Annotated in this window: 17 protein-coding genes, 15 tRNA genes and 2 pseudogenes; 3 read left to right on the forward strand and 31 right to left on the reverse strand. The window is 33.8% G+C overall.

Annotated elements, in window-relative coordinates; translation table 11 throughout:
- Nucleotides 1–293: 293 nt before the first annotated feature.
- The 5 genes and pseudogenes from CLLU_RS00295 to CLLU_RS00320 all read right to left on the reverse strand — a co-directional run bounded on the left by CLLU_RS00295 (nt 294) and on the right by CLLU_RS00320 (nt 4535).
- Complete coding sequence (locus CLLU_RS00295; RefSeq protein ID WP_106007592.1) at nt 294–956, reverse strand: B3/B4 domain-containing protein; 663 nt, start codon at nt 954–956, stop codon at nt 294–296.
- 417 nt (nt 957–1373) lie between these two features.
- A pseudogene (locus CLLU_RS19420) lies at nt 1374–1504 on the reverse strand (AraC family transcriptional regulator); the annotation flags it as partial.
- A gap of 842 nt (nt 1505–2346) precedes the next feature.
- A pseudogene (locus CLLU_RS00310) lies at nt 2347–2851 on the reverse strand (YsnF/AvaK domain-containing protein); the annotation flags it as partial.
- Nucleotides 2852–2948: 97 nt separating this feature from the next.
- Nucleotides 2949–3407: a YsnF/AvaK domain-containing protein gene (locus tag CLLU_RS00315; RefSeq protein WP_106007594.1), complete on the reverse strand. Its 459-nt coding sequence runs from the start codon at nt 3405–3407 to the stop codon at nt 2949–2951.
- Nucleotides 3408–3587: 180 nt separating this feature from the next.
- Nucleotides 3588–4535 carry a GH25 family lysozyme gene (locus tag CLLU_RS00320; protein WP_106007595.1) on the reverse strand — a complete coding sequence of 316 codons (948 nt, stop codon included), beginning with the start codon at nt 4533–4535 and terminating at the stop codon, nt 3588–3590.
- A 425-nt stretch (nt 4536–4960) separates the two neighbouring features.
- On the opposite strand from CLLU_RS00320, the gene CLLU_RS00325 reads away from it, so the two are divergent.
- Nucleotides 4961–5269 (forward strand): hypothetical protein, encoded by a 309-nt coding sequence (locus tag CLLU_RS00325; protein WP_106007596.1) that lies wholly within the window; start codon nt 4961–4963, stop codon nt 5267–5269.
- 382 nt (nt 5270–5651) lie between these two features.
- Here the strand turns inward: CLLU_RS00325 and CLLU_RS00330 are convergent, their stop codons facing one another.
- The 22 genes from CLLU_RS00330 to CLLU_RS00435 form a co-directional block, all read right to left on the reverse strand.
- Nucleotides 5652–6257 (reverse strand): hypothetical protein, encoded by a 606-nt coding sequence (locus CLLU_RS00330; protein WP_106007597.1) that lies wholly within the window; start codon nt 6255–6257, stop codon nt 5652–5654.
- Between the two features lie 25 nt (nt 6258–6282).
- Nucleotides 6283–6486 (reverse strand): hypothetical protein, encoded by a 204-nt coding sequence (locus tag CLLU_RS00335; RefSeq protein WP_106007598.1) that lies wholly within the window; start codon nt 6484–6486, stop codon nt 6283–6285.
- A gap of 199 nt (nt 6487–6685) precedes the next feature.
- The gene (locus CLLU_RS00340) at nt 6686–7159 is read right to left on the reverse strand and encodes a putative ABC transporter permease (protein ID WP_106007599.1); all 474 of its coding nucleotides are present in this window, start codon (nt 7157–7159) and stop codon (nt 6686–6688) included.
- A gap of 207 nt (nt 7160–7366) precedes the next feature.
- A tRNA-Arg gene (locus tag CLLU_RS00345) sits at nt 7367–7443 on the reverse strand.
- Nucleotides 7444–7469: 26 nt separating this feature from the next.
- Nucleotides 7470–7543 (reverse strand) — tRNA-Gly (locus tag CLLU_RS00350).
- Nucleotides 7544–7626: 83 nt separating this feature from the next.
- A tRNA-Pro gene (locus CLLU_RS00355) sits at nt 7627–7702 on the reverse strand.
- A gap of 8 nt (nt 7703–7710) precedes the next feature.
- Nucleotides 7711–7786, reverse strand: a tRNA-Lys gene (locus tag CLLU_RS00360).
- Nucleotides 7787–7793: 7 nt separating this feature from the next.
- Nucleotides 7794–7870 (reverse strand) — tRNA-Arg (locus CLLU_RS00365).
- 4 nt (nt 7871–7874) lie between these two features.
- A tRNA-Gly gene (locus CLLU_RS00370) sits at nt 7875–7948 on the reverse strand.
- 25 nt (nt 7949–7973) lie between these two features.
- A tRNA-Gly gene (locus tag CLLU_RS00375) sits at nt 7974–8048 on the reverse strand.
- A 36-nt stretch (nt 8049–8084) separates the two neighbouring features.
- Nucleotides 8085–8168: transfer RNA gene (locus CLLU_RS00380), tRNA-Leu, on the reverse strand.
- Nucleotides 8169–8265: 97 nt separating this feature from the next.
- Nucleotides 8266–8341, reverse strand: a tRNA-Lys gene (locus CLLU_RS00385).
- A gap of 6 nt (nt 8342–8347) precedes the next feature.
- A tRNA-Gln gene (locus tag CLLU_RS00390) sits at nt 8348–8422 on the reverse strand.
- Between the two features lie 4 nt (nt 8423–8426).
- Nucleotides 8427–8502, reverse strand: a tRNA-His gene (locus CLLU_RS00395).
- A 7-nt stretch (nt 8503–8509) separates the two neighbouring features.
- A tRNA-Lys gene (locus CLLU_RS00400) sits at nt 8510–8585 on the reverse strand.
- Between the two features lie 7 nt (nt 8586–8592).
- A tRNA-Arg gene (locus tag CLLU_RS00405) sits at nt 8593–8669 on the reverse strand.
- A 5-nt stretch (nt 8670–8674) separates the two neighbouring features.
- Nucleotides 8675–8748: transfer RNA gene (locus CLLU_RS00410), tRNA-Gly, on the reverse strand.
- A 57-nt stretch (nt 8749–8805) separates the two neighbouring features.
- Nucleotides 8806–8881 (reverse strand) — tRNA-Pro (locus tag CLLU_RS00415).
- A gap of 116 nt (nt 8882–8997) precedes the next feature.
- Nucleotides 8998–9468, reverse strand: a complete 471-nt coding sequence (locus CLLU_RS00420; RefSeq protein ID WP_106007600.1) for a metallophosphoesterase — start codon at nt 9466–9468, stop codon at nt 8998–9000.
- Nucleotides 9469–9482: 14 nt separating this feature from the next.
- A complete protein-coding gene (locus CLLU_RS00425; RefSeq protein ID WP_106007601.1) occupies nt 9483–10082 on the reverse strand; it encodes an XTP/dITP diphosphatase in 600 nt (199 codons plus the stop codon).
- Nucleotides 10082–10828, reverse strand: a complete 747-nt coding sequence (gene rph, locus CLLU_RS00430; protein ID WP_106007602.1) for a ribonuclease PH — start codon at nt 10826–10828, stop codon at nt 10082–10084. Before rph ends, CLLU_RS00425 begins: the two co-directional genes overlap by 1 nt.
- 51 nt (nt 10829–10879) lie before the next feature.
- On the reverse strand, nt 10880–11869 hold the full coding sequence (locus CLLU_RS00435; RefSeq protein WP_106007603.1) for an AIR synthase family protein: 990 nt from the start codon (nt 11867–11869) through the stop codon (nt 10880–10882).
- A gap of 94 nt (nt 11870–11963) precedes the next feature.
- Here CLLU_RS00435 and CLLU_RS00440 point away from each other — a divergent pair, with 94 nt between their 5' ends.
- Nucleotides 11964–13364, forward strand: coding sequence for a hypothetical protein (locus tag CLLU_RS00440; RefSeq protein ID WP_106007672.1), 1401 nt, complete (start codon nt 11964–11966; stop codon nt 13362–13364).
- A 340-nt stretch (nt 13365–13704) separates the two neighbouring features.
- Here the strand turns inward: CLLU_RS00440 and CLLU_RS00450 are convergent, their stop codons facing one another.
- Entirely contained in the window at nt 13705–15315 is a 1611-nt protein-coding gene (locus CLLU_RS00450; protein ID WP_106007605.1) for a peptide ABC transporter substrate-binding protein, read from the reverse strand.
- A gap of 176 nt (nt 15316–15491) precedes the next feature.
- Between CLLU_RS00450 and CLLU_RS18815 the strand changes: the two genes are divergently transcribed.
- Complete coding sequence (locus CLLU_RS18815) at nt 15492–15665, forward strand: hypothetical protein (RefSeq protein ID WP_170065712.1); 174 nt, start codon at nt 15492–15494, stop codon at nt 15663–15665.
- A 19-nt stretch (nt 15666–15684) separates the two neighbouring features.
- Here CLLU_RS18815 and CLLU_RS00455 read toward each other — a convergent pair whose 3' ends face one another.
- The 3 genes from CLLU_RS00455 to pcrA all read right to left on the reverse strand — a co-directional run bounded on the left by CLLU_RS00455 (nt 15685) and on the right by pcrA (nt 20313).
- Nucleotides 15685–15954 carry a hypothetical protein gene (locus CLLU_RS00455; protein WP_106007606.1) on the reverse strand — a complete coding sequence of 90 codons (270 nt, stop codon included), beginning with the start codon at nt 15952–15954 and terminating at the stop codon, nt 15685–15687.
- A gap of 90 nt (nt 15955–16044) precedes the next feature.
- Nucleotides 16045–18039, reverse strand: coding sequence for an NAD-dependent DNA ligase LigA (gene ligA / locus CLLU_RS00460; RefSeq protein ID WP_106007607.1), 1995 nt, complete (start codon nt 18037–18039; stop codon nt 16045–16047).
- A gap of 33 nt (nt 18040–18072) precedes the next feature.
- Nucleotides 18073–20313, reverse strand: coding sequence for a DNA helicase PcrA (gene pcrA, locus CLLU_RS00465; RefSeq protein ID WP_106007608.1), 2241 nt, complete (start codon nt 20311–20313; stop codon nt 18073–18075).
- Nucleotides 20314–20343 lie beyond the last annotated feature (30 nt).

A 20343-nucleotide genomic window follows, 5' to 3' on the forward strand; every position in this document is an offset into this window, starting at 1 on the left:
TAAAAGCTAATTTACAGAAAAATCTTCATACTCTCGACCTTGGAGTACAATTAATAATATATGAATTATGCAAAAGGGCAACTTACACTGTTTATAGGCTATTTATCCATTTTATTCTATTTTATCTCATCATTTTCCAAGCATACATATTTATCTATACCTGGAGGTACAATTAAATTATACCCATTCATTTCTCTGAATATCTATGAGCTGGAATATTAATATATCCATCTATATAATGTAACTTTAGTTACTCAATCTCATACTTGGACTATCGCATATTTTATAAAATATTACTTAATTATTTTAATTTCAATATCTTTTCCATTTGCATATTTTTTTAAAAGCTCCTTACCACATTTTAAATATTTATCAATACCAATTTCGCCACTAAAGGAATAAACACACATTAATATTTCACTTGTATTACTTGTTATCATGGCCCTCTCAGAATCACTTGTTGGACTTCCAAAACTGCCAATAGAATCAGTTAATACTGGAAGGTTTTCTATATTTATCTGCCTTTTACCAATGCCTTTGTAGTGTTCGTCTTTTTTACCTATTATCAGAGAAATTGGGCTGTTTAAGTTTTCAATGTTATATGAACCTACAGGAAACTTTGATTTCAACGATATTAGGTTATTAATATCTACAATATTGTTTATTTTATAAACTCCTTTTCCCTGCAATATCCTTCTTATTAATGCTTCCGAAGATAATCTATATTTACCAGGTGCTTTACCTAATTTCTTATATATTTCCCTTCCATCTTTAATCCTAGGTAATGATGCTAGTTCTTCTATATGTATTTCCTTCTTTAAGACTTCACAATAATTGTTAATTTCTTTCCATAAACTATCACTGCCGCTTTCTACATCTACATGAGATTGTATACAGCCTAGTGTCATTTCAGGACAAATTTTCTTTAATTCTTCGCAAATTACAATATCTATCATAATATAATTAAGCTCCTTTGTATTTATTAACTTTAATACATTGAGATAAAACACCAATAACAATGACTACAATACCTATTACTGCACTTATTAATATCTTTTCATCTAAAAATATGGAAATGTAGATTTTGGAATTATAAATATTAATGCTGATAAAAAATATATGAAGACACTTATTATTTTATCAAAATTAAATTTTTTACCTAAAATAGAGAACAGCGGAAAAACAAAAGTTCCACTAAGTGCTAATATATCTCCTTGTAAGCTTGTTAAATTAAAGTCTGTTATGTTTCCTTTAGTAGTTATTATGATAATTCCAAAAAAACTAATAAAAATCCCTATTAACTCTTGTATAGTAACCTTATCTTTAAATACTATATCAGTTTTCTTTTGAAATATTAATAATATACCAACCACTAGTGTTAGTTTTTTATAATTAGTTTCCATATAAAGGAACCATGAATGGGTAAAATTAATTGAGCATATGAATGAGTATGTGTATTAGATTTATTATAGCATACGATAATTGAAATCTCAGTCGCATTCATGCTTCGAACATAAAATTCAGGCAAAAACATACCAGTAATTTGATTTAAATTTTTTGTATAATAAATTCAATTCTGTATATACTATTTACATAAGGATATCAGTGTATTTAAGCTATTAGAATATTTAAAGTTTCATATAGACCAGAATGTTTGTTTCTTGGTACATTGATACTTACTTTACGCTGGGGATGATGAATCCCCGGTGTTTAAATTTATATTATATCAAACCTCATTCCAGGGACTTTCACCCCTGGCTTTTTTCCATATAAAATAAGCACCTGTTGTTATAGGTGCTTATCTATAGATTTAATTAAAATTAAATTAAGGGAGATTAAATTCTATAAAAAATCTATTGGTGGCTGCATTCATACTTAAAGTGCCCTGCAGCCATAGACACTAATGTAATTAATACTTTTTTTATTTAAGAAGTGTCGGTAATTATTATTTTATATTTCAATCCTTAAAGTTTTCTTAAAATCATTTATAAATTTAAAAATATTAAAGAGCATCCAGATAAAAGCCATGTGCTCTTCTCCACACAAAATAGGCACCCTAAATGACGGATGCCTATTTTACAATATAATTGATAGGAGATCTATTAATTTAAGTACCTTGTGGCGGCTGCATTTAAGTTTATTGTGCCCTGCAGCCATAGACACTAATTTACATTCACAATTATTTTCAAGGAGGACAATAATTAAAATAATCTGTATAAACTAAGGTTACATTTTACTTCCTTCTGATATTTATAATTATACAAAATATTTGTTACATCCTAGTTTCATACCAATAAACTATTTGTAAACATTGCAAAATTTATTAATTATCCCATATTCCTAACTTCAATATTCTTTATCGATTCCCTTATCCACAATTTTTGCATTCCCCTTAATACCGATATGAGGTATTTCCTTTTTTAGTGTCTCAGTTATATGCTTTACTTCTTCATACTGATGTTTACTAACTGAAACATCTTCTAAGTCTACCGGCCGCTTGTGTATGTCGATACGTTCTTCACTGACTGGTATTCTAATGCTTTCACTATGAGATCCCGATTTATTATGAGATTTTGAATCAGGAACAGTCTTTTCAATAATAAGTTCTTCCCGCTTTACAGGTACAGTAATATTTTTTTCTCCGGTTAAAATTTCTTTATGGATGGATACTTTACCAGTTTGTATTTTGTCCTTAGATATTTTCATCTGTTCTTCGCCAAGCTGCATTTCCACACCACTATCTCCATCATAAGGAATCTTCTTTAAAATCATTTCAATACCCTCCTTATATGTCTTATTTTAAATCATTATCCTGCCTATTAATTGCACCTACAATAATGCCCAATACAGTTAACATACTTTATCTTCCTAAAAACACCTCATAAATCATGCATTAGATTTATGAGGTGTTTTTTATTTCATAAATTTACCTAAACGCTACCACTTGATTAACGGAAGCTATGATCTTTGTTATCCACTATCTTTGCATCACCATTTGAGTTTACACGAGCTTCTTCTCTTTTTAGTTTCTCATCCACTTTCCTTGTTTCTTTAACTTCACGTTTATGAGCAGATACCTCTCCAGTTACCACAGTGTGTTTGCCCACATTGACCTGTTCTTCACTGACTGGAATGTGTATGGCCTTTTCATCACTAATTGGTGTATCACTAGATTTATTATCTACTGGTCTTCTTTCTATAACAACTTCTTCATGAGTGACTGGAACATCTACTGTTTTTGGTTCTTCAACAATTTCTTTGCTCAGTTCAACTTCACCCTTTGGAACTTTACTTTTATTTATATCAAGCTCTTCCTTATGAAGTGTAAGTCTTCCTTCATCTTTACTTTTTTTCTTCTTATCATCATCACTGCCATTGCCCAACACACTGTCAAATAAATTTTTCACAAATATTACCTCCTATAAATACATATTTTCAACTCACTAATATTTTGTCCCTGTCGTAGTAATATATCCTTTGTGAAATATGGAGCTAAAGTAAATGACTTACAATAAATAAAAATTTGGAGCATAAATTTTTTGTAATATCTTATTTTTATTAAGCAAAAAATAAAACCCTGGGCCAAATTAATGACCTGGGGTTAAAAATATACTCCATGTTTCTGGCCCTAGAATTCCATCTGTGGACCTTTGCCAGTTCTTTTGTAAATTAGTTACAGCTTGAAATGTGGATTCATCATAAATCATTTCAGTATAAGTTCCTACTTTTAAATATCCATACATAGCAAGCTTCTGTTGAATCCACAAAATCACATGACTTTTATGGCCTTTTACAATAATATCCTGTATCCCTCTCAGTGCGGCCATAGTTGCAGGGCCTGCAATACCATCTACTGCTAAACCTGCATTATAATCTATATTCAAGTTGTATTGGAGAGCTTTAATCTGCTCTTTTAATTTATCTTCATTGGAAATAGGCGGTGTATATTCTCCCGATCCTGCCAGAATATCCTCTGCAAACCAATTCAAATCTACATTTCCATCTATCCCAGGCACAAAGCCGCTTGCTGAATACTGCCAGGAAGTATTCGCATAAGGGGTGCTGCTTAATCCATATGCAGCTATCCACAGCTTAGTATTAGGATCTATATTTCCCTTAAGATAATTTTCATAGAGCCACTTATTTGTATAAACTCCAATTTTTTTACCGGTTCTCGATATAAACAATGAAATAAACTGATTAGTAAAATTTACAGCTGTCTGTTTATCCCATTCCCAGCTATAACTCTCAGGTGGCTGCTCTATATCCAGCCAATGGATAGTATCAAACACCATTCCAGATATATATCCAATAAAAGCATTTACTTCAGAACTAACATCCTGATGTCCTGCAAAATGATAAACTCCAAATAAAATTTCCAGCTGTTTACATATATTCTGCCTGTAAGACAGATATTTATCTGTATAGTAAGTTCCTTCTGTGGCCTTATTTATAACAACCTGGATTCCTGAATCTTTCACTTTTTGCCAGTCTGACACCCAATTGTTGGAGTTTATATCTATGCCCTTTAACATAAAATCTTACCTCCTTACTTATTTTTAATATATTTTCAATTTAGAAACTTGCTAATAATAGCATCAGTTTAATACAATAATAATTTTATCTATAAAATCCTCTCACCTTTTTGTCCGGCTTTTCTTTTAAATTCTTCAATAAAAAAGAGTCCTGGGCTTTCCCAAAACTCTTTACAAAGCTTTTATCACAGTTTTAATAAACCTTTGCCTTGTCGATTTCATTTTTATTTTTTAAATTTATTCTTTTATTAATTACGGAATTAAACACGGATAATATAATCCTTTTTTCGCAGAGTTGGAGCTCCGTAAAACGGTTCAGACGTAGTTCCCATAATCGCTGCATTCAAAAATGTATTTTAACTTTTATTCACAATATACTATTTCACTCATAACATATATTGTAAATAAATTTGTGGAGGAATTCAATGGATTCTAATAATAATAATGAGGGGAAAAATCAATATCCCCACAATTCTCAGCCAGTTGACTATTCAATGCAATATTCACCATACTCATGTCCAATGTTCTACGACGAACCAATAGATGATGATGAATATTATGACATGGATGAAGATGATGACATTAATGCAGGTTTTAGAAAAAGAAATCCAAGAAAGCGCAGACGTAGAAGACGAAGGCGCAGACGTAGAATTAGGCCTTTTCCTTATCATCATTCAATGGCATTAATTCTCCCGGTCATAATACCTTATGATAATTACTATGATGAGTATTAGCTATCAGAAGATGTTATTTAACCTCATATAATTTAATTAGTTTAAGCATTATAAATTCCAAATAAAATAAGCACCCCGAATGACGGATGCTTATTTTGCAATATATTTTAAAGGAGTCTAATTTTATATAGTGGCTCGTGGTGGTTGCACTTAAGTTTATAGTGCCCTGCAACCGTAGACACTAATATGCACTTGTAACTATTTTTAAAAGGAACGATTAATTTATGTAAACTAAGGTTACTTCCTTAGAACATTTATAATTATATATCATACTTGTTACATTCCAATGTCTCATCAATAAAATATTTGTAAACATTATAAAATAAAACTCATTTACAAACATAAATAAGCCCTGGGCCAAATTAACGACCCTGGGCTAAAATTATTGAACCGGCTGTGCTGAAGCCACCGCGTCAGTTGCATTCTTTGCAGGTTCAGCAGTACTCTGTATATAATCAGCAATCTTTTTCTTCAATTCTTCGTTTTCCTGCTGTAGCTTTTTTCTTTCAGTTCTAAGCTGTGAATTTTGAGTTTTGAGCTGCAATATTTCAACTTGAACTTCCGTTTGCAGATCTGACTTTTTCTCTTCTGAACTTTTCAGCTCATACACTTTACTCTCAATGGCTCCTGAAATTATGGCCTTTACATTGTCATCCACTCCTATACCAAGTTTGTCAAAAACGCTGTACACATAATCTTCTGCACTCTTTTTTCTCTGATCTGCAGTCAGTTGTGAAGATATATTAAGCTGTTCTGCTTGTCCAACGCCTATATCTGCACAGCGTTCTATGATACTTAAAATATCCAGAAGCTTGCCACCTGATACCAATACCCCAACCATATCCTTATGCAATCCATTTTCAACTTTTCCCAGTACTTCTTCAGTATCAACATCTTTCTTTTTTAAATAAGGCAAAAAAATCAACACTATGATTCCCACTCCCACGGCCAGTGCTGTAATAGTAAATAATATGCTTAAATCTGACATTTTATATTACCTCCATAATTAATTTTTATTTAACTTTTTCGCTTATTATAGAAAATAATTCTGGATAAACTAATCCAGTTTTTTTAACAGCCATTGATATAATGCGCTTAATATCTCTAGTTGTAGCTAATTTATATATCTGAAATAATCTTGCCAACAAATAGATATTCAACTGTTTAGCTTGATCTCTGTCCCTTTTAATTACTTTTACTTCCTCATCAGTATACATATTTTATTCCCTCCAAATTTATTTCTCCGTGTATATAATATATATGCATTTTTTGAAATATAGGCAGGAATTTTTTAAAATTTCTTGTAATTATTTTTAGTAGTCAAAATATACTCCGTTTTTCAAGTCTTAGAGCTCTATCTGCCAGTTTGTTCCAACCATTTTGTAAAAGCAAAAATAAAAAAGCTATCTCTAGCTTTCAATTACTCATAAATAGATCTCTATAATTTTTCAACGGCCCTGCAGGCCTTTTCTCTCCAAACAACTTATATCGCAGGTAATCATCCACATATATACAAAGCGGCATCAATATAAACCATAGTACTGCATATGTCAAACATATCTGCCCGTATAAATTAAAGGGTTCATTAGAATAATCCCATATATCAAGTCCCAACCATATGTTTAATATAACCCCTGAAGTAAATTCCAATGCAAGAGCTATAAAAGTTCCGATTACGCACTCCTGCCACATTTTCCTGTCATAGAATTTAGGATATTCATTAAGTTTTCCTATAAAGAAGGCCGCTGTTCCACCCACTACCAGCATACTTATATGTGTCCAGCCACGCCATAAACCTTCTAGAACCATGTATAGAGCACCCATTATAAATATTAGAAGTAAATCCTTATATATTTTATTTTTTAAGTTTGTGGAATTTCTGTATCCCATGTAACTTTCTCTACCTCCTCCACAGCGCTTAAAGTATCTGATAGGACTTCATATTCTAATTGTATTAATCCAACCGTATCTTTATTCCTTTTACTTTATGTTTAATTTTCCGCAAATTTCTCTAGGAAATTATATTTCAATAGAAAGTAAAGACTCTAAAATTGCGCAAAATAAAAAACACTAGAATGTAGTGTTTAAAAAGACTTATGGTGCACCCAGGGAGATTCGAACTCCCGGCCTCTGGATTCGAAGTCCATCACTCTATCCAGCTGAGCTATGGGTGCTTGTTATATTATTTTAAAAATGCAAATGGAGCGGGTGAAGAGAATCGAACTCTCATAACTAGCTTGGAAGGCTAGCACTCTACCATTGAGTTACACCCGCAAATCTATTAGTAAAATTCAATTACACAATATGTGCAAACTTAATTGAAGCCTTAAACTCAAATACTGCCTATCAATATTACATGGTCGGGGTGACAGGACTCGGACCTGCGACCTCATGGTCCCTAACCAAGCGCGCTACCATCTGCGCCACACCCCGAAACTGTATGGTGCGCCATCGGGGACTCGAACCCCGGGCAACCTGATTAAGAGTCAGATGCTCTACCAACTGAGCTAATGGCGCCTATATGTGGTGCGTCTTAAGGGATTCGAACCCCCGGCCCACGGCTTAGAAGGCCGTTGCTCTATCCAACTGAGCTAAAGACGCATGTTGGAGCGGGTGAAGAGAATCGAACTCTCATAACTAGCTTGGAAGGCTAGCACTCTACCATTGAGTTACACCCGCATTATGATTATGTCATTTTTATATTTGGAGCGGAAGACGGGATTCGAACCCGCGACGTTCACCTTGGCAAGGTGACGCTCTACCACTGAGCCACTCCCGCATAGTAACAGTAAACTTGACATTTTATTCATGATTTTGGTGCAGGTGAAGGGATTTGAACCCCCACGCCGTAGGCGCTAGATCCTAAGTCTAGTGCGTCTGCCAATTCCGCCACACCTGCATATGTAAAACAAATATTACAATTTTGATGTATTACAACTTTAACTTTTATTCTCAATTTAAAAAGAGAATTTTCAACTGTCTATCCCAAAATATATTGGTGGCTTACCGGGGAATCGAACCCCGGACAACATGATTAAAAGTCATGTGCTCTACCAACTGAGCTAGTAAACCATTAAATGGCTGGGATGGCAGGATTTGAACCTACGAATGATGGAGTCAAAGTCCATTGCCTTACCACTTGGCTACATCCCAACACTGGGGTGAACGATGGGATTCGAACCCACGACAACCAGAACCACAATCTGGCGCTCTACCAGCTGAACTACGTCCACCATACATTGGTGCGCCATCGGGGACTCGAACCCCGGGCAACCTGATTAAGAGTCAGATGCTCTACCAACTGAGCTAATGGCGCCTATATGTGGTGCGTCTTAAGGGATTCGAACCCCCGGCCCACGGCTTAGAAGGCCGTTGCTCTATCCAACTGAGCTAAAGACGCACGCTTGGAGCGGGTGAAGAGAATCGAACTCTCATAACTAGCTTGGAAGGCTAGCACTCTACCATTGAGTTACACCCGCACAATTGTTATCATATAAGTGATTTTACCACTATATAAACTTTTCATCAAATCCAAATGGTCGGGGTGACAGGGATTGAACCTGCGACCTCATGGTCCCAAACCACGCGCGCTCCCATCTGCGCCACACCCCGACATCAAAATTGATTTCAATTACACTAGAAGCTTTTCCAAACTCTTGACGACATTAATTATTCTACACGATATATATGAATTCGTCAATACCTAATTTGAGATTTTTTAGTTTTATTTAAACTCCCTTAATCACTGCATTTATAATTTCGCCTTCCAAATTTATCACTGCCACACTGTTAAATCCATCTCTTGGTATCGATGGGCTTCCCGGATTGACAAACCATATGCCATTTTCATAAATTATCTTGGATAAATGTGTATGACCGAATAAAACCACATCAGCATTTTCCTCCATGGCTTTATATTTCAGTCTAGATAGATCGTATTTCACATCGTATCTGTGCCCATGAGTTATAAAGAACTTTTTGCCGCCTATGTTCTCAATCCTTTCACCAGGAACATCCACAGAAAAATCACAATTTCCCTTTACATTTATAACAGGTCTGGTATAGAATTTTTTAATCTGGGAGACATCCTGAACATTATCCCCCAGATGAACGATTATATCCATGTCAGAAAAAATATCTCTGACTCTATGGACAAATTTCTTATCCCTATGCGTATCACTTATTACACCTATTTGCAAAATGCATATCTCCTTTAAATATATTTTCCAATTTCCTCTTTCAATCTTTTAAGTGCTTTTGCTCTATGGCTTATAGAATTTTTCAACTCAGCAGACATCTCTCCAAAAGTCATATTGTATTCTGGTACATAAAACAGAGGATCATAACCAAATTTATTGTTTCCACGTTCCTCCTCGCATATTATCCCCTCTACTTCTCCCTGAACCTGAAGTATCTTGTCGTATTTCGCCGCCAATACCATGGTACATATAAATTTTGCCCTCCTGCTCTCCCTGTCCTTATCCTTTAAAAGGTTTAAAAGTTTTTTGTTGTTCTTCTCATCATTTCCATGTTCACCTGCAAATCTTGCAGAATGTACCCCCGGCTCTCCATTTAATCCTTTGACCATAAGCCCCGAATCATCCGCCAGCACCATAAATTTATGTTCAAGTATGTCATATACGGTTTTGGCTTTCTTATAGGCATTCTCTAAAAATGTAGCTCCATCCTCTTCAATATCCAGGTCAACTCCAGCTTCTTTCATGGACAAGATATCCACAGGATACTCACAAAGTATCTGCTTAATTTCTCTTATTTTATTGTAATTATTGCTGGCAACTATCAATTTCCCCATTATTCACCACCGGTTCCTATCCATAGAGAGTCCATTTTCAAACTGTTTTTTTGAGCATTTATCATATTTTTTATACCCTTTTCCGCCAATCCCATGAGTTCTTTCAAATCTTCCTTGGTAAAGGGACTTTGTTCCCCTGTACCCTGTATTTCCACAATTTCATCCGAATCCGTCATCACTACATTCATATCCACCTTAGCTCTTGAATCCTCCAGATAACATAAGTCCAGCATTCTTATATCATTTACTATTCCCACACTTATAGCACTTACAAAATCCCTTATTGGATAAATTTTAAAAGGTGATCTCTTATGAAGTACATTTACAGCATCCACCAGTGATACAAATGCTCCAGATATGGAAGCTGTTCTGGTACCACCATCTGCCTGAATCACATCACAATCAACCCATATAGTTTTTTCTCCTATGGCTTTAAGATCCACTACAGATCTAAGCGCCCTGCCGATAAGTCTCTGTATTTCCATAGTTCTTCCGTCAACTTTTCCTCTTGTTATATCTCTTATTTTTCTAACCTGAGTAGCCCTGGGAAGCATATTATACTCGCAGGTAATCCATCCCTCCCCTTTTCCCTTTAAAAAAGGCGGCACTTTATCCTCTATAGATGCAGTGCATATTACCCTTGTGTCTCCAGTCTCTATAAGCACAGATCCTTCTGCGTATTTCGTATAATTCCTTGTTATTTTTATAGGCCTAATCTGGTCATATTTTCTACCATCAATTCGCATGTTCTACCTCCAAAACCAAAACTATATTTCACTAAATCAATTATACCTCAATTATCTTAATTTTTCCTCCAATATAAATAATTCATCACTTTTAGGAGGCATCACCTTTTCCTCTTTCCCATCGGATACCAGTATATATTGTCCCTTGGTCACCTTGCCTATTACACTGGCCTTAATGCCGTTTTGTTCCAGCATATCAACCAATCTGTCTCCATTTTCTGTAGTAATAAGCATGCTTCCGGAGGAAATAAATCTCAGTGGATCTATAGAATATTTTCTACATATTTTCCATGTTATGTTAGTTAAAGGTATCTTATCTTCGTATACTCTAAATCCCACTTTACTGGCTTTCGCGACTTCCCAAAGTGCTCCCAGAAGACCACCTTCAGTTATATCATGCATGGCATTGACACCAAATTTCCCGGACAATACTCCTTCTCTGACTACACTTATATACTTTATATAATCTTTTGCTTCATTTATTTCTTTCGGTGTAAGTATATCCTTAAGTTTTTCCTCAAAATCATTGACTGCAATGCTGGTTCCTTCCAGGCACAGATATTTTGTCACTACTATGTCATCATTCTCTTTTGCTCCTGAAGTAGACACAGCTTTATTCCTATCCCCTTTTCCTATGGCAGTACAGGAAATAACCATTTTATTTACAGCCTTAGTCACCTCTGTATGCCCGCCAAGTATTTCTATATTGAGTTTTCCTGCCTCTTCACTTATTTCTTCCATAATTTTATTTATATCCTCCAGGCAGGAATTTTCAGGTGCCAGAATAGTAACTAAAATTCCCACAGGTTCAACACCACAGGATGCTATATCATTGCAATTTATATGTACCGCAAGTTTTCCACTGTTCAAATTCGCCCCGGTAATTGGATCTGTAGACACAATACATTCCTTATCTCCAAAATTTATTACACTGCAGTCCTCTCCTATTCCGCTTCTTATCCTAACATCGCTCCTCTTTACCACCCTGCTTTTATCTATTATGGCTTTTAAATCGTTCCAATCCAGTTTTCCTATTTTCATAAAGTTTCTTCCTTTCTAAAATAAATAATCACAATTTTGAACCCTATTTCATATTATTTATATAGGGATTAATTTAATGGTAGGTGTAAATATTTTGAAATATATAGGACCTTTCTTAAAAATCAATAAAATAAAACCCACTAACGTTAAACAACAGCTGTTTTATTTCTCCAAAGAATCTTTAAAAGATATTGTACTACACTCAAAATGTGGTATTCCCACTTCAGTAGAGGGAATCATGCCCAAAAATACATCTAATTTTGATATTAACACATTTAAAAACCTTTCTCCACTCTTATGTATTTATAAAAAGGCTAATCCTATTCTCATAAATATGGATAACAGATTGTGCTGGAATGAAGATAAATTTAAAAAAGAAATAAACATAGACAGCAATGCCTTTATGACCTTGTCTCTGATGGAGCTTTCAGATTACTATAATTCCTTCAAAAACATAGACAAAAATAAATACAATTTGGGAAAACTTTATTCATTTCTGTGTAAAAAACAACTTGAATTTTACGCAGGTTATTTCAGAAACAGTGAAGGCGTATTTATCGATAAAAAATGCGAAAGCGGATCAAAATCAGCAGAGATTAGATTTATAGACAAATATAAAAAATTTAAATTTTCATCTCAAGCTCTATTGATGGCTGCATATTATAAATGCAGTACTTTAATGGAAGATGATGAAAAAGAAGATTTTAAAAACTTTTCATTTGATATACTAAATGTACTTATTGACTCAAAAGATAAGCTGTATGAAATGTCTTTTGAAGAACTCACAAAATTTTGCTTTTCTCTAAATATATTTTATGGTTACTCTAAAGACGACAAATGCAAAGATCTGTTAGTTGATATATCGGAACTCCTTTTTGAAAAATTTTATCAGGTAAATTCCCTAACCAATACGTCAAGAGAAACGGACGTGGAAAATGATTCACTGAATTATATAAATTTTACCATGATACACAAATATACAAACTTTATTAAATATAAAGATAACGCAAATTTTATATTTGAAAGGCTTTTAAAACTTTATGATTCAGAAAAGGGACTTTTTATAAAAAATACCTCTAAAAAAGATATTGAATTCACATGTCTGGAAGTTATGTTATATCTTACAGCTTTTCTGACAAATGTAGATATATATAAAAACAGAGACAAAAATAGCTTAATAGTATTGGACGTATTCAAACGCCAGCTTGTGGATTCAGGCCTGATATTAAGCTGGCCCGGAGCACCTGATTTAAATGATGCAGAACGCTATAGGAACTTTTCTCTTAAATCAGAAGATTTAATGGAGGAACAGAATTTCAGAATATCTTCCATTCCTTCACCTGAGGCTTGTGAAATAGCACCCATTTTCTGTAAATATGTAACTTACAGTATGAAAAAGAAAAAATTTAAATCCGTAAAAGCTTCTTTTGACACATATAAAAATATGTTTATATTTTTCATTACACTACATTTTTTAAAACCGGAAACTCTATAATATTCCAAGGATAAATTTTTTATCTTTAGGATATAATAATATCACTCCAGTACAAGCATTTTGTATTTTTAATTTAAATTTCAACCTGATTCTTTATAAGGAAGGTGATAGACAATGATGGATATTAACTGTTCTGAAAAATGTATACATGAAAAAGACGGAAAATGTACTCTAAATTGTATCACTACCATTACAAACCTTTCATCCCCCAAGTCAGGTTGTATGTACTTTTCCCCAAAGAATCAGATAAAGGACAAAGATCTTTTCCCTTAAAGACCATAAATATGAAAGGTTCCATAATTCATGGAACCTTTTATATTTAATACTCAATAAGCTTAAACTAATGGGCAAAATAAACTCTGTCAAGTTTTACATTTCCCATTTTATTGGCATAAACACCTTTTACATAAATTTTTGAAATAATAACTGTATCATTAAAGTACAGAGGCACTGCCGGCATATCTTGAGCTAAAGTATTTTCTATATCCCTTACTATCTCTATCTTTTGATTTCCATCCTCTTCAAATTCCGCCTGCATTAATTTGTTGTCTATCTGCAAATTTTTATATCCATATAAATCATAGGAAGAAGAAGATTTCCACATATTTAAAAATGCCAGAGGATAATCATAATCTCCTCTATAATCTACCTCCGCCATATCATAGCTTCCCTTTTTCAGTTGTTCTTTAAATTTAGACAACTCATATCCACGACAGTTTACAATTATTCCAGATTTATTTTTAATGTGCTGTGCTATATTCTCACATACCTTTTTATTTTCTACACTATCCACATATATCAAAGTTAGAGATTCATCTTTACTATAATTCAAACTTTTAATCATATCTGAAGCATTTTCCGATTGAGATGCACTTTGAAAAAATTCTCTATTTATAAATTTGCCATTTAATCCGTCGCTTACATAATCAGGTATATATGAATTAGCTGATTGAGCAGTACCTATCAGTATATTTTCCACTATCTCTTTTCTATCCACAACCATGGACACAAAATTTCTAAACTGAACATTACTTACAATATTTTGTTTTTTCATATTGAAAGCTATTGCCTTTCCCTCTAATTTAGGTACAGTTATATAATTCACTTTATTTTTTATATTTTTGATTTCTCCTAAAGGCGGATCCACAAATATATTTACTCTGTCATCCTGAAAAGCTGCCAGCGCACTTTCATTAGTCTTTAAGCCGCTGAGTATTATACTGCTGCTTTTAACTTGAGACTTATTCCAGTAATCAGAATTTTTCTTCAAGGTAATATCACCATTTTGAGATATATTGTCTATGACAAAACTTCCCGAATACAATATGGACTTATATTCCTTTTTCCAATCCACAAGTTTATAATCAATATTTCTAAGGGAGTATATAGGCTGTGCAAGTATATTCAAGAAACAGCCAGAAGGATAATTTAATCTTATACGCAGGGTTTTACTATCCAATGCATTTATGGCAACATCTTTAAAATCACTTTTCCCCTGTCTGTATTTTTCTACTCCAAATATGCAATTCAACTGTGCTGCATATATATTGTCCATATCCTTGTTCAATATATCAGAAAAAAAACTCACAAAATCATATGCAGTGATACTGGAACCATTACTCCATCTTGCATTTTCCCTTATTTTAAAGGTATAACAAGTTTTGCCTTCATCTACACTCCAACTTTCTGCCAGTCCGGGGATTATATTTCCATTTTCATCACTGCTTACCAACCCTTCAAAAGTATTGGCAAGTATATCTTTTTGTCTTACATTATCAGAATCAAGCATTAGCAAACTTTTAGGAGATTCACCCAAATTATACACCAAACTGTTCTTGTGCTCATTGTTTCCGGTTTCCTCAACTTTTTTCTCCAGTGAGCCCCCTATGAGAGTTATTGAGACAATTGAAATCATCAGCATGATGGATATTATGCAAATAAGTTTTTTCATACATATCTCCTTATTTTTATAATAATGGAATACAGTTTAAATTATTGTCAGTTATTATAAAAATAATCAAATTATATTATAATATTTTTAATATGGATTTTTTATGATATAATGTTCACGTATATTTCAATCACTTTTATATTCTTGAAATTTCAATTATATGGAGGAGTGTGAAAATGTTACTTGTAATAGAAATTTTAGGTGTGCTGACCATGTGTACTATAATGTTTGTTCTAATCTGGGGATTTATAATTTTCAAACAGACCTTGTCACAGATAAAATATAAAAACTACCTGCTGGAAAAGTTAACTCAGTATGTACATATCATTACAAAAAACAAGACAATCTAATAGATTGTCTCTTTTATATCTAAAAAACTTTCATATGCATAAAAAACATAGTTGCACAAGCTATTGCTGCACAAGTTATAGGATACACTATATTTTTAAAATTGGATCTAAAAACCATCATATTTATGGTCCATATTATCATAGTGCAAAATATGCTCCATTGCAATGTATAGTAATCATTAAAATACTTTACATATGTAAAATGATATGTAGTAAGAAGAGTTAATATCAATGCAATAATGGTGAATATAACACCCAACCATCCTAATAAACTTATTGTCTTTTTCATTTTCTCCTCCACAGGTTTTTACCTAAAGTTCCTTATATCATAAATTAAAACTATTTTTATGATAACTCTGTTTAGCTGCTTTGTAAATATTTATATCATATTTTCAAATTGATTTTCATCAATTATTTTGACTCCAAGTTCAAGTGCCTTGTCATACTTGCTTCCAGCAGCTTCTCCTGCTATAACATAATCTGTTTTTTTACTTACACTTCCTGAAACCCTGGCTCCCAGAGATTCCAATTTTTCCTTTATACTCATTCTAGTGTAATTTTTTAAGGTTCCTGTAACCACTATCGTTTTCCCCTGAAATTCATTGCTTTCTATATTTAATTCCTCGAAATAAGGTTTTATTCCCAATTTCAATAATTCATCTATACTCTTTATTATATTGTCCTGTTTGAAAAATTCTATTATACCTTTTGCCACCGTTTCTCCTATATCCTGAATAGATACAAGTTCCTCCAGCTCGGCCTTTTGAATATTTTCCAATTTATTGAATTTCTTGCACAGATCCGATGCAGTTTTTTTGCCTACATTTGGTATTCCCAAAGCATATATGAAAGAGGCCAAATCACAATTTTTACTTTTTTCAATGGAATTTACAAGATTATGCGATTTTTTTTCTCCAAACTTGTCTAAAGTCATAAGATCTTCTTTACGTATTCTGTACAAATCAGCTATGGATTTTATATTCAATTTTTCAAAAAGCTGCTCTGCAGTTTTTTCACTGAACCCTTCTATATCCATTGCTTCTCTACTTCCAAAATGAACTATGCTTTTTACCATTTGAGGTTTACAGGAAAGGGTATTTTCACAAAAATAGTGAACTCCGTCTTTTATAAGCTTACTTCCACAATAAGGACACTGTTTAGGAACTTCTATCTCCCTGGTTTTTTCCTTATCATCCTCCACTACCGACGTTATTTCCGGAATTACGTCATTGGATCTTCTCACAAATACTCTGCAGCCTATTTTTATTCCCTTTCTCCTTATATCATCCATATTGTTTAAAGTTGCCCTCTTTACTGTAGCTCCCGCCAGTTCAACCGGCTTCAAAATAGCAGTAGGCGTAACTCTTCCACTGCGGCCTACATTCCACTCCACGTCCAGAAGCTCCGTGGTAATCTCTTCAGCTTCAAACTTATATGCCAAAGCCCACTTGGGAAATTTTATGGTATAGCCCAGAATCTCCCTGGTTCTCATATCATCCACCACTATTACTACTCCATCTATATCATATTGAAGCTCTTTCCTTATACCATGTATGTACTCCAATTCTTTTTTTATTTCATCCATATTGCTACACACTTTAAGGTAGCTGTCCTGAGGCAGTCCCATTTCCCTTATAAAGCTCATCATTTCCACATAAGTTTTAAATGGCCTGCCTTCATTGTATCCTATATCATAAAAAAACGCAGAAAGATTTCTTCTGGCTGTCTCCTTTATATTCAAGTTTCTAAGAGCTCCCGCTGCACCATTTCTAAGATTTTTCAGAGGTATTTTTGCTTTTTTATTATATTCTTCAAATGCCTTTTTAGTCATGACAGCTTCCCCGTGTATCTCCACCAGACTATAATTATCTATTTTAAGAGGAAGTGACTTTATTGTTCTCGCCTGAGCTGTTATGTCTTCTCCCACGACACCCGTCCCCCTAGTTGCAGCTTTTATCAGAAGTCCTCTTTCATCGTAAGTACAATTTATAGTGAGTCCATCAAATTTTTTAGTCAGGACATATCTGAGTTTAGGCAATTTATCCTCATGAAGTAGGTTGTACTCATTTACAATTTTCTCATTTTTACGGTGCCATTCCTCTACTGCATTTATACTTTGAGCTTTGTCCAGACTCCACAATCTTCCTTTATGTACATACTTCTGAAACTGGGACAGAACAGTATCTCCTACTCTCTGAGTAGGAGAATACGGAAAAACCAATCCTGTTTCCTTTTCCAATTTTACCAGTTCATCATATTTCATGTCATATTCTTTATCTGAAATACTGGGGTCATCCTCAACATAATATTCATAGGCATATCTGTTTAATTCTTTTATAATTTTATCTATTCTGCTTACAATATCCTCACTCATCATATCACCTCATAAGTAAATTGGACATGAATTTTATACGGCTTCCAGGGGAACTATTCCGTACATCAAATTCTTTATCCCCATTTTGTCAAATACTATGGTTAGTTTTATATCATTTCCATTCTTTGATATGCTCACAATAGTTCCCACTCCAAATTTGCTGTGTCTAACCTTTATTCCCTCTTTTATGGCCTCAGGTTTCAAATACTTGTCATTGGAAATATCATTTACAGGTGAAGCTTTCACCTCGTTTGACAAAGTATGAGAAACTACCTTTTTTGTCCATGAAAAAGTATTTTTATTTAAAATACTATCTGAAAAACTGCTTACATTATTTTTCTTTACAGTATCATATTCTTTCAATCCACTAGATATTTCATCTATAAAATTTGACTGCTCATATGCCACTACTCTTCCAAACACCCTTCTACTCTCAGCAGAAGTCATGTAAAGCTGCTCTTTAGCCCTGGTTATACCAACATAGCACAGCCTTCTGGACTCTTCCATTTCTTTGGAATCATCCAGGGACTGTATACCCGGAAATATACCATTTTCCATTCCCACCATAAACACCACTGGAAATTCCAATCCCTTTGCACTGTGTACAGTCATAAGTACTACAGAATCTGCATTGTCATCAAAATTATCTATATCTGAAACCAGGGTTACCTTTTCCAGAAATGCGGAAAGAGAAGTATCCTCCGACGTAGATTCAAATTCAGAAGCAGCTGACACAAGTTCTTTTAAATTTTCCACTCTGCTTATACTGTCTGCCTCCTTGCTGTCCTTGAGTTCATCCAAATACCCTGTTATATCCAATATTTCCCTTATCAAATTAGAAACAGGTATTTTATCTCTGCTCTTGATAAAGCTATTTATTATGCTTACAAACTTTTTTATGGAATTAATGCTTCTCTTAGATAGATTCATCACTTCGTCCGCATCCAAAATAACATTGTACAGGGATTCCTCCATAGAAGCAGCAAAACTCTGTATTTTCTGCACAGTAGAATCCCCTATATTCCTTTTGGGTACATTTATTATCCTTCTCAAGCTCACATCATCAAGAGGATTATTTATAAACTTCAAATATGCCATAATATCCTTTATTTCTTTTCTGTCATAGAACTTTAAACCTCCAATTATCCTGTAAGGTATATTGGCCTTCATAAATGCATCTTCAAAAATACGGGACTGGGCATTTGTTCTGTAGAGTACTGCAAAATCCCTATACTGTCTTTGGGGACTTTTTTCTAATGTCTCTTTTATTTTAAATGCCACATATCTTCCTTCATCCATATCAGAATAAGCCCTGTATAGTTTTATCTTACCCCCGTTTTCACTTTCAGTCCTAAGTACTTTCTTCTTCCTATTGGAATTATTGCTTATGACATCATTGGCGGCTTTCAATATATTCCCCTTGGATCTGTAATTCTGTTCCAATTTTATTACCTTTGCATTTGGATAATCCTGCTCAAAATCCAGAATGTTTCTCACATCGGCACCTCTCCAGGCATAAATACACTGATCGTCGTCTCCCACCACACATATATTCTTATGACCCTGGGCCAGCAGTCTGACAAATTCATACTGAGATCTGTTGGTATCCTGGTATTCATCCACCATTATATATTTGAACTTTCTCTGATAAAATTCAAGCACATCAGAATGATCTTTAAAAAGCTCCACAGTTTTATATATCAGATCGTCAAAATCCAGAGCATTGTTGTCCTTAAGCTTCTTTTGATACAGCAAATAGACATCTGCAATTTTATTCATTCTAAAATTGCCTTCATTTTGCCTCTTGAACTGTTCAGGAGAAACCAGAACATCCTTTTGTGCACCAATTTTGTTTATTATCTCTCTATCCGTTATATCTTTGTCATTTATATTCAATTCCTTCATACATTGTTTTACAAGCACCTTTTGATCATAACTGTCATATATGGCAAAATTTTTATTATATCCAAGCTTATCTATTTCTCTTCTCAGTATTCTCACACAGCTTGAATGAAATGTAGATATCCACATGCCCTCCACTTCGTCTCCAACAAGTTCCCTTATTCTATCTTTCATCTCTCCTGCCGCCTTGTTGGTAAAAGTTATAGCCAGTATTTTTGAAGGATATATATTCAAATCTTTAATCATATGGGCCACCCTGTGGGTAAGAACTCTGGTCTTTCCGGACCCTGCTCCTGCTAGAACCAACAGTGGTCCATCTATTGTAATCACTGCCTCATACTGTTCCTTATTCAAAAGATTCTTTAGATCCATAAAATTCACTCCTAATTCTTATATTCGCAC

Source organism: Clostridium luticellarii, from assembly GCF_002995845.1.
GTDB lineage: Bacteria > Bacillota > Clostridia > Clostridiales > Clostridiaceae > Clostridium_B > Clostridium_B luticellarii.

Bases quoted from the DNA above. Each gene is read 5' to 3' on its own strand.
- CLLU_RS00335 (WP_106007598.1), bottom strand. From the start codon at position 6,486: ATGTATACTGATGAGGAAGTAAAAGTAATTAAAAGGGACAGAGATCAA.
- rph (WP_106007602.1), bottom strand. From the start codon at position 10,828: ATGCGAATTGATGGTAGAAAATATGACCAGATTAGGCCTATAAAAATA.
- CLLU_RS00330 (WP_106007597.1), bottom strand. From the start codon at position 6,257: ATGTCAGATTTAAGCATATTATTTACTATTACAGCACTGGCCGTGGGA.
- CLLU_RS00435 (WP_106007603.1), bottom strand. From the start codon at position 11,869: ATGAAAATAGGAAAACTGGATTGGAACGATTTAAAAGCCATAATAGAT.
- CLLU_RS00325 (WP_106007596.1), top strand. From the start codon at position 4,961: ATGGATTCTAATAATAATAATGAGGGGAAAAATCAATATCCCCACAAT.
- CLLU_RS00340 (WP_106007599.1), bottom strand. From the start codon at position 7,159: ATGGGATACAGAAATTCCACAAACTTAAAAAATAAAATATATAAGGAT.
- CLLU_RS00320 (WP_106007595.1), bottom strand. From the start codon at position 4,535: ATGTTAAAGGGCATAGATATAAACTCCAACAATTGGGTGTCAGACTGG.
- pcrA (WP_106007608.1), bottom strand. From the start codon at position 20,313: ATGGATCTAAAGAATCTTTTGAATAAGGAACAGTATGAGGCAGTGATT.
- CLLU_RS00455 (WP_106007606.1), bottom strand. From the start codon at position 15,954: ATGAAAAAGACAATAAGTTTATTAGGATGGTTGGGTGTTATATTCACC.
- ligA (WP_106007607.1), bottom strand. From the start codon at position 18,039: ATGAGTGAGGATATTGTAAGCAGAATAGATAAAATTATAAAAGAATTA.
- CLLU_RS18815 (WP_170065712.1), top strand. From the start codon at position 15,492: ATGTTACTTGTAATAGAAATTTTAGGTGTGCTGACCATGTGTACTATA.
- CLLU_RS00450 (WP_106007605.1), bottom strand. From the start codon at position 15,315: ATGAAAAAACTTATTTGCATAATATCCATCATGCTGATGATTTCAATT.
- CLLU_RS00425 (WP_106007601.1), bottom strand. From the start codon at position 10,082: ATGGGGAAATTGATAGTTGCCAGCAATAATTACAATAAAATAAGAGAA.
- CLLU_RS00295 (WP_106007592.1), bottom strand. From the start codon at position 956: ATGATAGATATTGTAATTTGCGAAGAATTAAAGAAAATTTGTCCTGAA.